Origin of the sequence: Paenibacillus kyungheensis (assembly GCF_028606985.1) — a bacterium.
Taxonomy (GTDB): Bacteria; Bacillota; Bacilli; order Paenibacillales; family Paenibacillaceae; genus Saccharibacillus; species Saccharibacillus kyungheensis.
The window spans coordinates 1348625-1364863 of sequence record NZ_CP117416.1 but is presented as its reverse complement, the minus strand read 5'-3'; the positions used below and the strand labels follow the sequence as shown (position 1 = coordinate 1364863).

Genomic DNA, 16239 nt, shown 5'->3' with positions numbered 1-16239 from the left:
ATTATTGTTCTCCTTCTGGTGTGACCCGTTGACCACATTCAGGGCAGAACTTTTGACCTGGCTGAACAGCATGTCCACAACTACTGCAAGTCATCACAGCTGAAGCTCCACATTCCGGACAGAATTTGACGCCTGCTTTGAGTGCTGTCCCGCAACTACGACAAGGCTTAGCAAATGCTTTTCCACAGCTTTTACACTCTGTAGCATTTTCTGGATTATCTGCTCCACAGTGTTCGCAAGAGTGATATTTATCTCCACAATGAGCACAAAATTTGGAACCTGGTGTTAACGGTTGACTGCATTTATCACATGTTTGTGTAGCTGCCGAGTTGGATGATGTAGAACTGTTAAATTGGACATTTCCTGATCCACCGGTGATATCCATCACCCGCCCAAGACCTGCCATTCCTTGTCCAAAAGCACCACCCAGACCAAAACCCATCCCCATGCCTAGTCCAGCACCCATCACTCCTGCTTGTGTACTACCTTCATTTTTGGCGGCACCTTCTAATGTATCAAAGCTACGTTCTTGCTGATAGGTATATCCGACAATATCCATTTCAGCTTTGCGTGCTAAAGCTTCTTGCAATCTTTTGACTGATGGATCGTCATCCGGTGTATTGACTGAATCCATATACAGATTAACAATCTCAATCCCAAATTCTGCGAAAACCGGCATCATTTTTTCTTTCACATGATTAGAAATTTCGCTTATGTAAGCATTAATTTCCAGGATACTGATCTGCTTGTGAACCAGATAAGAAGAAATACTCTCATTGATATTCATTAACAATAGTCCGCGGAAATAACGTGAAATATCTGCCTGATCAAATTGAGATAATGTCCCGACCAATTTCACCAAAAATTTACGTGAATCTTCAATGCGAATACCCATCTGTCCAAAAGCACGCACTGGAATAATAATTTTATACTTAGGGTCTTGTAGTTGAATCGGTGCCGTTGTGCCCCATTTCATATCTAAATTGCTAATTCGATTCACATACCATATTTCGGCTGCAAATGGAGAATGTCCACCAAACGGAATATTAACAATATTATTAAGTAGTGGAATATTGAGCGTGCTTAGTGTATGTCTGCCTGGCCCAAAGGTATCAAATGCTTTACCGCCTTTGTACAATATAGCTTCTTGAGATTCGTTAACGATCAATTGTGTCCATGTGCCTAACTCTTCATTAGGATGTTTCCAAGCATATACATCTGGTGTTCCGTCGTATTTTATTACCTCTACTAATGCCATCTTTCTTCCCCTTTTCTCTATCTTTATATTCGTATTATTACATACGTACGACCTATGAGATAAGTCTCAATTTTGGCAAATGAAGGACAAACTGTTATTTCGCGCTATCCTTTATTTCGGTTGCGTATTTGTGAAAATAAAGATAAACACAAAAAAAAGAGCCATTCATGGCTCTTTCTGGAATTAAGAAACTGCTTTGCATTTGTTGTTTGCTTTATTTTTGTCACGCTCTTTGACCCGACACTCTGTGCAGATACCCTGAAAATCAAGACGATGATCGGTAACAGTAAATCCATATTCACGTTCAATACGCTTTTCAAGCGGTAGCAACCAATCATCCATAATTTCTTCTACATTTCCACATTCTGTACAGATCAGATGATGATGCAAATGAGGGCTATTTGCTTGACGAAGATCGAATCGAGCTGCTCCATCGCCGAAATTCACTTTCTGAACGACATGAAGTTCAGTCAACAGATCAAGTACACGATATACCGTCGCCATACCAATCTCAGGAAATTGCTCTTTTACTAATAAAAATACTTCTTCCGCACTTAAATGATCTTTTTCATGTTGGAGTAATACCCGAATTGTTGTTTCACGTTGAGGTGTTAGTTTGTAGCCTTTTGATTTTAAGCGCTCTTTAATCCGGTTCAATTGTTCTGTCAGTATCATTATGTGTTCACACCTTCCGGTTAAATTTGCAAGATATCTACAGATTCTAAGATGAGCATAATCTGGTTTTCACGATAAATCTATATGTTCTAGCACAACTTGTTATGCAATTATTATAATACGATAACAATATATAGTATTTATACTTAGAATAATTATAATTCTATAATAACTAAAATGTAGACGTCTTGTAAAGCATATTGGATAAAAAAGTAAATTTCTTACGCAAAAAAACGCCAATAAAAAAAGATAAAATCTAAAATTGATTTTCATCCTTTTCTTGACGTTGTTATTACAAGCTATTCTATCTCTATCGTTGTCATTTATATATGAGTCTGAAGTTGAAGACGAGCATGTAGATCATGTATCACTTTTTGCAATCCATTGATGGTAATTGTAGATTGAATACCATATTTAGCTTCGATCTGGCGTACAGATTCTAATGGATAGTCTTGATTAACAATAAAATCAATAGAAGCTGCTGGCACACCTAACTTTTGCCCGAGCGATGTACCCAGTATATATTTGGCTAAGTAAGGCGGAACAGACCCTATCGGTTGAGGAGCATTCAATTCCGAACTGATTAGCTTCACCAATTGCTTCATGTCATGTGTATGTGCAGGGCGATTTAATAGATAGTATGCTTGCATATGAGGTAGCTGTGAGTGTTGCTGTTCCGATAATAAGCAGATCAGAAAGTCAGCGATATAATCGACATGAACTAAAGGCAACCAATGGTGTTTTCCACCCGGTACAATACGCATCTTTCCTTTACGTACAGCATCGACTACGATTCCTAATCCTCCTAATTGCGGAGTGTCTCCTGTCATTGAATCTCCAATCACCACTCCTGGATGAATAATCGACAATGGAAATTGATGTTGTAATGATTGCTTACGAATATAAGCATCGGCTTTGAATTTCGTCTGTTCATAAGGGGCTTCATGTTGTAACAACTGATTCAATCGTTCTGGAAACTGTATATGTTCTTCAGTGACCGGGCTTTTGTAACCTACAATATGAATAAATTGCTTTAAAAGTTGCGCTTGATGAATCTGGCTTGCCAACTCTGCAATATGAATAGCACCTTGCATAAAAGCAGACTGGGCTTGATCGGAATGAAGTAAAATATCCATTGGTCCGCCTGCATGAATAATCGTATCAGCTTGCATCGCTAGGCTCCAATCTTCATGAGACAATCCCAAATGTGGTAATCCTAGATCTCCTTCTATCGCAATAATTTGTAAGGTGTCACTCCACTTATGTAATCTTCTCCATTCTTGCCATCGTTGTAAAGAACGAACCAGTACAATGATGCGGTAATCGGTTGCTAAACATTTTTTCAAAATTGCCTTTCCAATAAACCCTGTAGCACCTGTCAAAAATAAAGTATCCATATTGTCTCCTTTTGATGTTTATTCACATTTTTATATTAGTACCGATCTGTACTAATATATTCAAAAAAAATTACTTCAGCATCGCTGCCAAAGCAAAAAGTGATGATCGAATCATTTGTGGATTTTGATGAACATGACCTAAAAAAAGTCCTCCTTCTATAGTAGATACGATTAATGAAGAAACGGCTGGTGGTTGCAACGAATCATTAAATTCTTTACGCTGTATCCCTTCAATGATCAATTGTTCTACGACTATCACTTGCTGTTCGAAAAAATGCTTGATCGTATTGCGAATATGTTCTGCTTCTATAGGGGTCTGTGTATACAACGTCAAAAATGGACACCCTCCCAAACAATCGACTTCTTCCATGATTAGAAGTTCAGTAAATCGTTGCAGACGTTCCCATACAGATTGATCATGCTGAGCAGCGATATGTGTAATCTTTTCTGTATATTGTGCAATCAGTTGATGAATAATAGCTGCTAACAGTTCTTCTTTACTTGCAAAATGGTAATAAATATTAGTCTTAGAGACTTTGCTTACTGCTACAATCTCATCCATTCCTGTCGCTAAATATCCTTTTTGTAAAAACAATTCTTTGGCTAACTGCATAATCAGATCACGATTTGAGGTTTTATTTTTTTTTGTCATAATTAGTACTATACGGTACTAAAATTAATATAGTCAACTATTATTGCTTTGTGTAGGTCTATCATTTACATTTTTATTTTAGTTAATATTTATGTTAATTATTAATATTATTATTGACTGTATAAAAAATATATGCTACATTTGCTTTGTTAAATTATGCAAGAAGTATCCAAATGAAGCGTTATCATTAATGATGATCGATGATAGAAAGGATGAATATTATTGTCACAGTCTAACCTCAAAGCTAAGATGGTCGTGGATAAAGCTTTCCGTATCGCCGAAATTGATAAACGCATTTATGGTTCCTTTATCGAGCACTTAGGTCGTGCCGTATATGGTGGTATATATGATCCTTCTCACGCGTCCGCAGATGAAAGCGGTTTCCGAAATGATGTCAAACAATTGATACAAGAGCTACAAGTGCCTATTATTCGCTATCCTGGCGGTAATTTTGTATCCGGTTACAACTGGGAAGATGGTGTTGGCCCTGTTGCTTCTAGACCGAAACGCTTAGAACTAGCTTGGAAAACAGTTGAGCCTAACGAAGTCGGTACAAATGAATTTATGAAATGGGCAAAAGAAGCAGGTTCGGAAGTGATGATGGCTGTCAATCTGGGAACACGTGGTATCGATGCTGCTCGTAATCTTATCGAGTATTGCAATCACCCGGGCAACTCTTATTACAGCGATCTACGTAAACAACATGGAGCTAGTGATCCTTACAATATCAAAACATGGTGTCTTGGTAATGAAATGGATGGCCCGTGGCAAATCGGTCACAAAACAGCCGATGAATACGGTCGATTAGCATTAGAAACCGCTAAAGCGATGCGTCAAGTTGATTCTAGTATTGAATTGGTTGCTTGCGGAAGTTCCAATACAGGCATGCCTACATTCCCTGAATGGGAAGCTACAACACTGGATCACACGTATGAAGCAGTTGATTATATTTCACTTCATCAGTATTACGGTAATCCTACCAACAATACAGCAGATTACCTTGCTCGTTCGATGGATATGGATCATTTTATTCATACCGTTATCTCTACATGTGATTATATTAAAGCGAAAAAACGTAGCAAAAAAACAATGAACTTGAGCTTTGACGAATGGAACGTATGGTATCACTCTAATGAAGCAGATAGCAAAATGGACCCTTGGAGTATTGCTCCACCACAATTGGAAGATGTCTATAATTTTGAAGATGCTTTGTTAGTTGGAAGTATGCTACTTACCTTCTTACGTCACGCCGATCGTGTCAAAATGGCTTGTCTGGCTCAATTGGTCAATGTTATCGCTCCGATTATGACTGAAGATGGCGGACGTGTATGGAAACAGACGATTTTCTATCCATATATGCACACTTCTACATTTGGACGTGGTGTATCCCTCAAGCCTGTTGTTGATTCTCCTAAGTATGATGCTAGTGATTATACAGATGTTCCTTACTTAGATAGCGCTGTTGTGTATGACGAAGAAAACGAATACTTAACGATCTTTGCACTGAACCGTCATTTAAGCGAATCGTTAGATTTGAATTGTGATGTGCGTTCATTCGAAGGTTACCAGATTGAAGAACATATTGTTCTTGAAAACGATGATCTCAAAGCTGTAAATACAGCAGATGAAGAAAAAGTTGCGCCACATCGCGGTGGTCAATCTCAACTAGATGATGGCATGTTAACCGCTCGCCTTGCTAAAGCTTCGTGGAATGTAATTCGTCTACGTAAAGCCTAAGCTTCGCCTTATTGCCTAAAATCAACAAGGTCATGATTTGAATCTGTACAGTGGTCTATGAATTACTTTTTTGAAATTAAAGGGGAGGTTTAAACTATGTTGCGTCAAAAAAGTTGGCTGATTGTCTTGGCGAGTGTGTTGATGTTGTCTTTGGTGCTTGCAGGCTGTGGAGGTTCTAAAAAGAATTCAGATCCAAATCAATTAACATTTATGTTCCGTGGTGGACCGGATGAGCAAAAAGCATATAATGCGGTAGTCGAAGAATTTAAAAAAGATAATCCTGGAGTTACGGTCAAAGTCATTCAGACGACCGGTGATCAATATGCTACTAAATTACAAGCAGCGATTACAGGAAACAGTATTCCTGATGTATTTTTCTACAATCCTGCTGACCTTAAAGCATATGTAAATAGCAATATCCTATTAGACATTAGCAAGTATATCGAAAACAACAAAGAAGTTGACCTGAAAAACATGTGGGCTGATGGCGTAAATTTCTATCGCTACGATGGTAAAGAAGTGGGCAAAGGCGCACTATACGGACTACCAAAAGATTTGGGTCCTTTCTCCCTCGGCTATAACAAAACCATGTTTGAAAAAGCAGGCATCCCTCTGCCGGACAAAAACAAACCTTATACATGGGATGAATTTATCAAAGTCAATCAAGAGCTAACCAAAGATACCGATGGTGATGGCAAATTAGATCAATTCGGTACTGGACTTAACGTACAATGGGCGCTACAAGCGTTCGTATGGAGTAATGGCGCTGATTGGATTGATAGTACACATACGAAAGTGACAATCGATGAACCTAAATTTATCGAAGCTCTACAATTCTTTGCAGATATGCAGAACAAATACAAAATCACGCCTGCTATTGAGCAAGCACAAACACTGGATACGTACCAACGTTGGATGAGAGGCGAACTTGCATTCTTCCCTGTTGGACCTTGGGATCTAAGCACGTATGATCGTGAATTGAAATTCGATTATGATCTGATTCCTTACCCTGCTGGTTCTACTGGCAAAACAGCAACATGGATCGGAAGTCTAGGTATTGGTGTATCTAGCAAAACAGCTAATCCTGAACTTGCTGCTAAATTAGTAACCTACTTGTCTGCTTCAAAAGAAGGTCAAGAAGCGTTAGTTAAATCTGGCGTACAGATTCCTAACTTGCAAGATATGGCGAAAACATGGGCTGCTGATACATCAACCAAACCAGCTAACAAAGAAGAATTCCTCAAAATCGTAACTGAGTATGGCAGACCATTACCAGGTCAATATACGTACAATGCAGAATGGTACGACCTTTTCTTCACAGATATTCAACCAGTAATCGATGGTAAAATGTCTGCTGCTGATTATGTCAAACAAGAACAACCTAAAATGCAAAAACTACTTGATCGTGCCGTAGAACAAGATCAAAAATCTAAAAAGTAAGCTGTACCTGCTGTAATAAATCAGAGCCATTTTGAATATGGTGAAAATGATGTTAGCTTTCCCTAGATCCAGATGGGACTAACATCATTTTCATTCCAGATGAATTAGGGGTGAATTATGAAAACCAAATCTAATCTGTATCGTAAAGAAAAATATTTTGGTTATTTGTTTATTTTGCCACCCGTTGTCGGTTTCTTACTGTTCACACTTTATCCTGCACTATATTCGGTATACGGATCATTTACCGATTGGAATGGTCTTGGACAGATGAACTTTATCGGGTTGGATAACTTTAAAGATATTTTGACAGATGATTTCTTCTACAAATCAATGTTTAACACCTTATTCTTAATGATCGGTATTCCGATTGGATTGGTTATTTCTTTGCTACTAGCACTTGGACTTAATCGTAAAATTCCAGGTACCACTACATTTCGTGTGATCTATTATGTACCGGTTATCTCTTCACTGGCTGCAATCTCGATCCTTTGGCAGTGGGCATATAACGGGGATTATGGACTTGTGAATCAATTCCTTGATCTATTTGGTATCAAAGGCCCTAACTGGTTAGCAAATACGACGACTGTCAAACCAGCGTTGATTATTATGACGATCTGGAAAGGTCTTGGATATTCAATGCTTCTATATCTGGCTGCTCTTCAAAGTGTGTCTCGTAGTTACTATGAAGCGGCTGAATTGGATGGTGCAAGTGGATTCAAAATGTTCCGTCACATTACATGGCCGATGGTGAAGCCAGTTACGTTCTTCCTTGTCGTTACGAATATTATCGGGGGATCACAGATCTTTACCGAGATCAATATTATGACACCTACAGGTGGACCGGAGTACTCTTCAGCTACAATCGTATTCTATATCTGGCAAAAAGCTTTTGATAACTTACAAATGGGTTATGCTTCCGCAATGGCTGTTATTTTAGGACTATTTATCTTTATCGTTACATTAATTCAGTTCAAAATGAATGAGCGTTCAAGCTTTGATGTCGATTGATTATTAGCTGTAAAGGAGTGAGTACAGAATGGTTCATACGAAGCAACAAAAGATAAGCAATGCGTTCATTTTTGTTTTACTCTGCATAGGAGCTATTGTTATGATCGCTCCGCTACTTTGGATGGTATCTACTTCTTTTAAAGATAGACAAGATGTATTTGCGCTTCCACCTAACTGGATTCCAGCCGTGTTTCATTTTAATAAATACCAAGAAATCTGGACAGCAGGTCCTCTATTAAGCGGTATTATCAACAGTCTGATTGTTGCTTTAACCGTAACGATTATCGGAACGATTACATCCAGTCTGGCAGCTTTTGCTTTTGCCAAACTACGCTTTCCTTACAAAAATCAAATCTTTTTATTATTGCTTTCTTCAATGATGATTCCGTATCCAGCAGTCATGATCTCTCAATTTATTATGTTCTCTGAATGGGGATGGGTAGATACATTATTACCACTGATTGTACCGGGATTGTTCGGTAATATTATTATGATCTTCTTCTTGAGACAGTATCTGTACAGTATTCCTAATGCGATTATTGAAGCTGCCAAAATCGATGGAACCTCATACTTCGGCATTTATGCCCGTATTATTTTCCCGTTGATCAAGCCAGCAATAGCCGCTCAGTTAATCTTATGGTTTATGGGAATCTGGAATGATTACTTGCCTCCTATTCTCTATCTGAATTCTCCTGAAATTCAGACGTTACAGATCGTTATTGCTAACTTTAACGCCAACTATGCGATCCAAAGTGATTATCCGTTGATTATGGCGGCATCTGTTGTATCGTTATTACCAATCTTAATTATTTTCTTGATCTTCCAACGTCAGATTATCGAATCTGTGGCGATCTCAGGGGTAAAAGGATAATCATTACCCCCTCTCCATCTGTTCTAACTCATTGTTAACAACACAAAAAACGGCTAGAGCCTATGCTCTGTAGCCGTTTTTTTGTACGGTTTGATTACGATTGTGTTTCTGCTTCGCGTGCACTGGCATTCGCAGAATGAATTAATTTGTCATAATATAATCGGAACACAATATCTTGATTATAGTTACCAAATCCTCTACCGAACAGTGTTAACCCACCGACATGCTCAGACGAAGGATCAACAGCAATACGTAATGTCCATTGACGATCACGTACATTGACCTGATCCAGATTCACATCAGACAACTTTTGTCCATCCATATATGTACCATCTCTGGATACAGTCAGATGCTTGAGTAGTCCATATTGATTTACAATATCTGGCCACCATTGTGGATTGTACTTACCACGCTTATCTCCGTAATCGCCTGGACTTGTCCATGTTCCTAATTTCACTTCATTTAAATAAAATGTAATGTCTGAAGGAAAACGGTTATCTGTCAAAGGAGCTTCTGAAGAAATCTCAAGTGAAACTAATAATTCTAAAGGATTTTCGGTAGACAACAAAAAGTTAGGAATCTTATACTCTATAAATCCTTCACTAAACCACAAAATTTTGGCTTGAAAACGTTCTGCATCAAAAAAATAACGGGTATCATCTACTTGCCCGATAAACTTCTCGGCTGACGCTAAACCACAAGTCGGTTCTACTTTGAGGTCTGTATAATGTCCAATCGAAATTTCACTTTCATGGTATTGGCGTAAATGCTCAACTTTGTTCGGAAAGTTAATCTGCGCTTCCTCTACTTGAAGTGAACATATTTTTTGTACGCCACCTTTACCAGGTTGCATACTGGTTGAAATAATTCCTGCTTTTTCTAGCTTTTTTACATGCATAGAGACAATGGCACTGGTTAAACTTACTGCTTCCGCTAGTTCACGAATATTCATAGGTCGTATAGCAAGTAATTGAATGATTTTGTGCCTTACACTGCTTGCGAGTGCTTCATACACAGGCAATGATTTATCCGAAATATCCAGATTCATATTCAGGCTCCTCCAATACCAAATGTGTGTAACGTAAACGAATACCTTTCCACTATATCGTTATGTTAATAAAAATACAAACGTTATTCTATTTATGTCGCAAAATTATATTATATATTATCAAAAAACGTGTTATTATCGTCATGTAAGCGATATCAAGGAGGTATATATATATGATTAATATGAATATGAATATTCAAGATATCACAGGGAAAATCAGTCGGCATATCCACGGACAATTTGCTGAACATCTAGGTCGTTGTATTTATGAAGGCATCTGGGTAGGTAAAGATTCACCGATTCCTAATATCGAAGGCATGCGTATTGATGTGATTGAAGCATTACGAAAACTACATATTCCCGTTCTGCGCTGGCCGGGAGGTTGTTTTGCAGATGAGTATCATTGGAAAGATGGAGTCGGCCCTGTAGACCAACGTGCTCGTATGGTCAATAACAACTGGGGTGGCGTAGAGGAAAATAATCATTTTGGTACACATGAATTTCTACGATTATGTGAGTTACTTGAGACAGAACCTTATATCAGTGGCAATGTAGGTAGTGGTACAGTCCATGAAATGCAGCAATGGGTGGAATATATGACACTAGATGGACAATCTCCAATGGCAGACTGGCGTAAACAGAACGGTCAGGACGAACCGTGGACATTGACTTATTTTGGTGTAGGAAATGAAAATTGGGGTTGTGGTGGTAATATGCGCCCTGAATATTATGCTGATCTCTACAGACACTATTCTACGTATGTTCGTAACTATGGAGACAATCAGATATACAAAATCGCTTGCGGAGCCAATAGTGATGATTACCACTGGACAGAAGTGTTGATGCGCGAAGCAGGACATTTAATGAATGGATTGAGTCTACACTATTACACGCTTCCTTCTGGTGATTGGACATCAAGCAAAGGTTCATCCACTCATTTTACAGAAGAAGAATGGTTTACTACGTTCAAAAATACATTGTATATGGAAGAATTGATTATTAAGCATTCCAAAATTATGGATAAATATGATCCTGAGAAAAAAGTAGGCATGATTATAGATGAGTGGGGAATCTGGACAGATGTAGAGCCAGGAACCAATCCAGGCTTTTTATATCAGCAAAATACATTGCGCGATGCTATCGTCGCTGGAGTGAACTTAAACCTCTTTTACAAATATGCTGATCGGATCAAAATGGCAAATATTGCGCAGATGGTCAACGTACTGCAAGCAATGATTTTGACAGAAGGCGATCAATTGATACTGACTCCAACCTATCATGTATTTAATATGTATCAAGTGCATCAGGATAGTGAGAGAATAGACTTACAGTATACTAGCCCTAAATATACGATGGGTGCTCAATCGATCGATAAAATCAGCGCAGCGGCTTCAAAAGACCATCTGAATCATGTTCATCTGACGATCTGTAACTTGAGCCACAATGAGAGTGAATCGTTCTCTTGCCAAATTGAAGGTTTCACCCCTGCTGATATTCAAGGCAAAGTATTAACAGCTTCAGCACTGAACACACATAATACATTTGAACAACCAGAACAGATCGTACCGGTAGCTTTGGATGTTTCTTTTGCCAAAGACGGCACGCTAACTTTTGAGCTTCCAGCGGCTTCTGTCGCAGCGATTACGTTGATCTAACAGAGAGGACGGTCTGCTGATGCCAGCAATCACTCATGGGTGCAAAGGTTGTAACCGTAGCCCTCAATTGTCTGAAGAAAAGATTGAAGTATTGGTCGCTATAGCCATCCAGCACAAACAGCCACATGAGCTAACACCTGAAACTGTACAACAAGCACGTATGAATGCCTGTCTGTCTTGCCCTTCTTTACAATACGGAACCACCTGCAAACACTGTGGATGTCTTGTTCATATCCGTACACGCTTGGCTGCATCTTATTGCCCTTCTCCTTATGGATCACAATGGGAAAAAGAAGATGTGCTATAAGACATTCTAAGGTATAATGCAAACGGGAATGGTTAAGTAATAGAATCACAACCCGTATTGAATTCTTGGAGGTCTGGATATGACAACACATCAAATTGAACAATTATATGTTGAAGGTATTATCAATGACGATACACTAACTGATATTTTGCACCAATGGGCTGTTGTGCCCCTACTGTATGATGATGGTCATGAGATCAAAGTCGAAGATTATTTCAATCATTTGGAACATTCATTGGGTGTAGAAGCTTATGCTGCTGCTCAATCCCTATATGAGCTATCTGTACAAGCTTCTCGCCGTTTTGCAGAACCGGATGTATATGAAGTGTTGCAAGACTGTATCAGCTTACAGGAAGACCTGTGGATGACGAATGTTCTGACATTGGGAGATTGGATTCACTGGATGGAACAAGCGGCTCAAGGGCAACTGAATCTGCCTGTAGTTGATTTCCATAGTCTGTTCGAAGATTTGCCAGAAGGATATATGATTCAAGATTTTCATGATGATCTATTATTTATGCTTGAGCAAGAAGATCATCCTAAATATCAGGAAGCGTTACAGCAACAACAATCTTTGTATCGCCAACTAGGTGTGTCTGCTTCGTAATCAGGCGATTATAATGATACGCTACTCATATCACTTTATAGCAACAAAAAAGACGCTCAGCTAATAGCTAGAGCGTCTTTTTTGTTAGATATTACTTATTTGGCGTGTATATGCTGCTTCAATATTACTTTTTAGGAGCAGTAATTTTAACCAAAGCATTTACAGTTACTGTTGCTGTTGGATCAGTCACAGAAGTGATTTGAACTTTCAACTTCGCCATACGTGAACCGGATGCTGGATACTTGATTAATACACCATTGTTATCTACATATTTCGGATCATCGCTAGACAATACTTTGTAATCTACACGATTATCAGTTGGTAATGTAAATACAGATTGTCCAAGGACATTGTTACCATCAATGATGTAGTTAAATGGTTTTTTCGCTGTTGCAATACGTGTTTTCTCAGTACCTACAATACGGTATTGAGCAGAAGATGTGTAAATAGAGTTGCTATCTACTGAACCTGTTGGAGATACATTGTAAGCAGCCAATTGCAATTTGTACGTGCCTGGCTCTAATGCTTTAAGAGATACTTTACCATTTTCAGTAGCCATAATTACATTATCAATATCATTGAATTGGTAGTATCCTGGATCAAATAAAGGATAACCTTCTTCTGTTGGAGTCTGTACATATTGAGCCGCTGTTCCTCTAAGCTCATCATCCAGACCGTATACATTCAATTCAATAACATTTGAATTTTTGGATGTTAAATGGAAACCAATATCCGTTACATCTTGTTTACCATCCAAGCGAATATTCGTGTTGCTTACGGTTACTTCTTGAATACCCAAGCCTGTATCCGGTAATTCAGTACCTACATGAAGTACAAACGGTAAATGCAATGTAGGATATCCGTTCGCTGTTAATACTACTTCGCCTTCATAAGGCCCTGTTGCCGCAGAAGCATTAGGTTTAACAGCTAATGAGAATTCTTTTGTTGAATTGCCGCCTAGCAAGATCGAACCGTTAGCATCCAATCCTTTCAGTGTAGCACTGATATTGCTTACATCCGGTGTTGACGTCGAATTGTAAGGATCAGAAGTTACATCAGAATGCAATTTGATGCTTGCTTTGTAAGACACAGATAATGAAGAAGTGTTTTTCAATTGTAGTTTTTTCGTTTGTTCTGCACTACCTGGTTTTAATACGCCAAATGCAGCAGAAGAACCATAGTTAGTGACTGTTTTCTTATTCAAGTTTTTGTCTAGAATCACGATAGGTTCTACCGTTTCTAGTAAAGCTGGTGAATAGACAGCTGCTGCTACATTCGCACGTCCAGCACCTTGAGAATATACATCATATTGTTGATCATTTTCATCTTTGATCACATCTGCTGTATTCACCAATGCTGCACGAATATCAAATGGTGTCCAATCTGGATGTTCTTGCTTGAGCAATACAGCTAGACCTGCGATATGCGGGCTTGCCATACTTGTTCCGTTTTGACGCGTATATGCTTCTGCATACGAAGCATCTTTGATAAATTTACCATAAGCAGGAATCGTTGATTCAATACTTACACCTGGAGCTACAAGATCTGGCTTGATACCTAGTAATCCATCTTGGTTTGGTCCACGTGAGCTGAAGTCAGCCATCGTATCGCCACGTTTTTCTGTTTTTGGATAACTGCTTCCGAATTTGAATGTTAGCGCATCAGCAGAAGATTTCAATGCTTCTCTTGCAAGAGCACGTCCTTCTTTACCAGCCATATCAAATGTTGGAATGTATTCAAAACCATCACCCAAGAAAGCGCTAGAACCGATCTGTCCGTCACGTCCACTTACACTTTCAGACAAATCAGCTTGCAATGGATCAGACGCTTTAACATTACCGTTGAAAATGATTGCTGCTTTAGCTCCATTTTCTTTGGCTACTTTGATTTTGTCTACGAATGTAGCACTACCACGCGAGATCAGAACCACTTTATCTTTTACATCTTTTCCTACATAATCACCGACTAGACCTAATCCTACATAGACACCGTCTAGTGGAGAAGTACCCAGTATTCTTTGGAAATCTTCATTTCCTGTACGCCAAGCCATCAAGTTCAATCCATACGATTGACCATAAGCATCTGCGGTTACTGTTGTAGTGTCATCAGCATTGTGATAATTGACTGCCGCTGCACTTACTGCTTCTGCTGTAGCATCAGCTTCAGTGTTGTATACAGATGCTGTTACTGTCGAAGTAAACTGTTTGGTAGGGATTGTAGAAGCTCCTACAGAAATCGCTAACTGAGACGATGCAGGTGAACCCATAGAATAGTAGTAATATCCTTGTTTGGCTGCATTACCGTTCGCAATAACAGCAACTACACCGCTAAGTACAGCATTGTTGATCGCAATAACGTCTGGTGAGTTTACATCTTTTTCAGCATCAGAACCTAGAGACAAGTTGATAACGTCCATACCGTCTTTAACCGCACGTTCGATACCATCTATTACCTGTGCAGAAGAACCTGAAGAACGTCCTGTTTCTGCGTTACGTCCTAATACTTTGTATACATAAAGGTCTGCATCATAAGCGATCCCTTTTTGTACAATATCACTTGTTTTGTTAGCTGCACGACCTACGATTGTTCCAGATACGTGAGTACCATGCGATGTACCTGCAAATCCTGTACCGTATGGATCATCTTCGATTGCGATTGGTGGTTCTTCATATGGATCGTTATCTTTTTCAAAAGAATCGTATCCGCCTTTATAAGCGCCTTTCAAATCTGGATGCTCATAATCGACACCTGTATCAATAACGCCGACTTTGACACCTTTACCTGTCAAACCTTTTTGCCAAGCTACAGGCGCACCGATTAAGTTCAAAGGTGAAGCATCATATGTAGCAGTTGTTGCTGTCAACGAAGGAGGGTCTTGCACGGGAATTGTGTAATACACACTATTTTCATAGATAGATTTTACACCTGGCAATTCAGCCAATTTAGGAATTTGATTCGCTGGAATCGAAACTTCCATCCCGTTAAGAACAGTGTTATAGCGATAGTTCACTTTTAACAAAATGCCTTGTTCTTTAGCGGCATTGACGATAGCCGCTTGCTGAGAATCAATCGCTCGTTCTGTTGATTCAGTTGCAAAGCTACGAACGCCTGCTTCAGCTGCATATTGACCTACAGCAACTGGCTGATTGGACAACTGCACAATAACGCGAACCACTTTACTGGAAGTTACATTTAATTTAGGAGAAATAACCGGTGCTTCGTTAGAAGTCTGATTTAGTAAAACACTTGGTAGATTACGTCCTATTTCATAAGGAGAGGATGCTGTGCCTGCTTCAGCTGCGAAAGAAGCAGTCGGCGATAATAAAGTACCTACAGCAAGAACTGCTGCCATGGAGACAACAGAAAATTTACGGATAACGTGTAACTTCGTCAAATGATTTCCCTCATTTCGTTAAGTTAGATAGTGTACTCGATGATTTTTTTACCGAACTTGAAAGTAGCCCCAGAATTAAACCGTTAACATCTTACTTTTTGTGTGAGCTATAGTAACCTCCTTTACGAAGAATGTGAGGAAGATTTTGTAACATAAAATTATATTACCACCTGAATTAACCAGTGGCTAG

The 16239-nt window shown here is 39.0% G+C and carries 13 protein-coding genes; 7 read left to right on the top strand and 6 right to left on the bottom strand.

The genetic code is table 11. The features are described from left to right. Position 1 precedes the first annotated feature (1 nt). The 4 genes from PQ456_RS05860 to PQ456_RS05845 all read right to left on the bottom strand — a co-directional run bounded on the left by PQ456_RS05860 (position 2) and on the right by PQ456_RS05845 (position 3982). Positions 2-1258 (bottom strand): SPFH domain-containing protein, encoded by a 1257-nt coding sequence (locus PQ456_RS05860; RefSeq protein ID WP_273615298.1) that lies wholly within the window; start codon positions 1256-1258, stop codon positions 2-4. A gap of 183 nt (positions 1259-1441) precedes the next feature. Further along, entirely contained in the window at positions 1442-1933 is a 492-nt protein-coding gene (gene fur / locus PQ456_RS05855) for a ferric iron uptake transcriptional regulator (RefSeq protein ID WP_373461906.1), read from the bottom strand. Between the two features lie 323 nt (positions 1934-2256). Beyond that, entirely contained in the window at positions 2257-3330 is a 1074-nt protein-coding gene (locus tag PQ456_RS05850; protein WP_273615297.1) for an SDR family oxidoreductase, read from the bottom strand. Positions 3331-3400: 70 nt separating this feature from the next. Further along, a complete protein-coding gene (locus PQ456_RS05845; RefSeq protein ID WP_273615296.1) occupies positions 3401-3982 on the bottom strand; it encodes a TetR/AcrR family transcriptional regulator in 582 nt (193 codons plus the stop codon). Positions 3983-4231: 249 nt separating this feature from the next. Here PQ456_RS05845 and arfA point away from each other — a divergent pair, with 249 nt between their 5' ends. From arfA to PQ456_RS05825, 4 genes are all read left to right on the top strand, one after another. Then, complete coding sequence (gene arfA / locus PQ456_RS05840) at positions 4232-5719, top strand: arabinosylfuranosidase ArfA (protein ID WP_273616253.1); 1488 nt, start codon at positions 4232-4234, stop codon at positions 5717-5719. A gap of 96 nt (positions 5720-5815) precedes the next feature. After that, on the top strand, positions 5816-7159 hold the full coding sequence (locus PQ456_RS05835; RefSeq protein ID WP_273615295.1) for an ABC transporter substrate-binding protein: 1344 nt from the start codon (positions 5816-5818) through the stop codon (positions 7157-7159). A 117-nt stretch (positions 7160-7276) separates the two neighbouring features. Continuing rightward, on the top strand, positions 7277-8167 hold the full coding sequence (locus tag PQ456_RS05830; RefSeq protein ID WP_204825221.1) for a carbohydrate ABC transporter permease: 891 nt from the start codon (positions 7277-7279) through the stop codon (positions 8165-8167). 28 nt (positions 8168-8195) lie between these two features. Continuing rightward, a complete protein-coding gene (locus tag PQ456_RS05825; protein WP_069326116.1) occupies positions 8196-9038 on the top strand; it encodes a carbohydrate ABC transporter permease in 843 nt (280 codons plus the stop codon). A 94-nt stretch (positions 9039-9132) separates the two neighbouring features. Here PQ456_RS05825 and PQ456_RS05820 read toward each other — a convergent pair whose 3' ends face one another. Then, positions 9133-10086 carry an ArsR/SmtB family transcription factor gene (locus PQ456_RS05820; protein ID WP_273615294.1) on the bottom strand — a complete coding sequence of 318 codons (954 nt, stop codon included), beginning with the start codon at positions 10084-10086 and terminating at the stop codon, positions 9133-9135. Between the two features lie 173 nt (positions 10087-10259). Here PQ456_RS05820 and PQ456_RS05815 point away from each other — a divergent pair, with 173 nt between their 5' ends. The 3 genes from PQ456_RS05815 (at position 10260) to PQ456_RS05805 (ending at position 12655) form a co-directional block, all read left to right on the top strand. Next, a complete protein-coding gene (locus PQ456_RS05815) occupies positions 10260-11741 on the top strand; it encodes an alpha-N-arabinofuranosidase (RefSeq protein WP_273615293.1) in 1482 nt (493 codons plus the stop codon). Between the two features lie 19 nt (positions 11742-11760). Continuing rightward, on the top strand, positions 11761-12048 hold the full coding sequence (locus tag PQ456_RS05810) for a hypothetical protein (RefSeq protein WP_273615292.1): 288 nt from the start codon (positions 11761-11763) through the stop codon (positions 12046-12048). Positions 12049-12127: 79 nt separating this feature from the next. Beyond that, complete coding sequence (locus PQ456_RS05805; RefSeq protein ID WP_273615291.1) at positions 12128-12655, top strand: hypothetical protein; 528 nt, start codon at positions 12128-12130, stop codon at positions 12653-12655. Positions 12656-12779: 124 nt separating this feature from the next. Here PQ456_RS05805 and PQ456_RS05800 read toward each other — a convergent pair whose 3' ends face one another. After that, positions 12780-16049 (bottom strand): S8 family serine peptidase, encoded by a 3270-nt coding sequence (locus PQ456_RS05800; protein WP_273615290.1) that lies wholly within the window; start codon positions 16047-16049, stop codon positions 12780-12782. Positions 16050-16239: the final 190 nt, after the last annotated feature.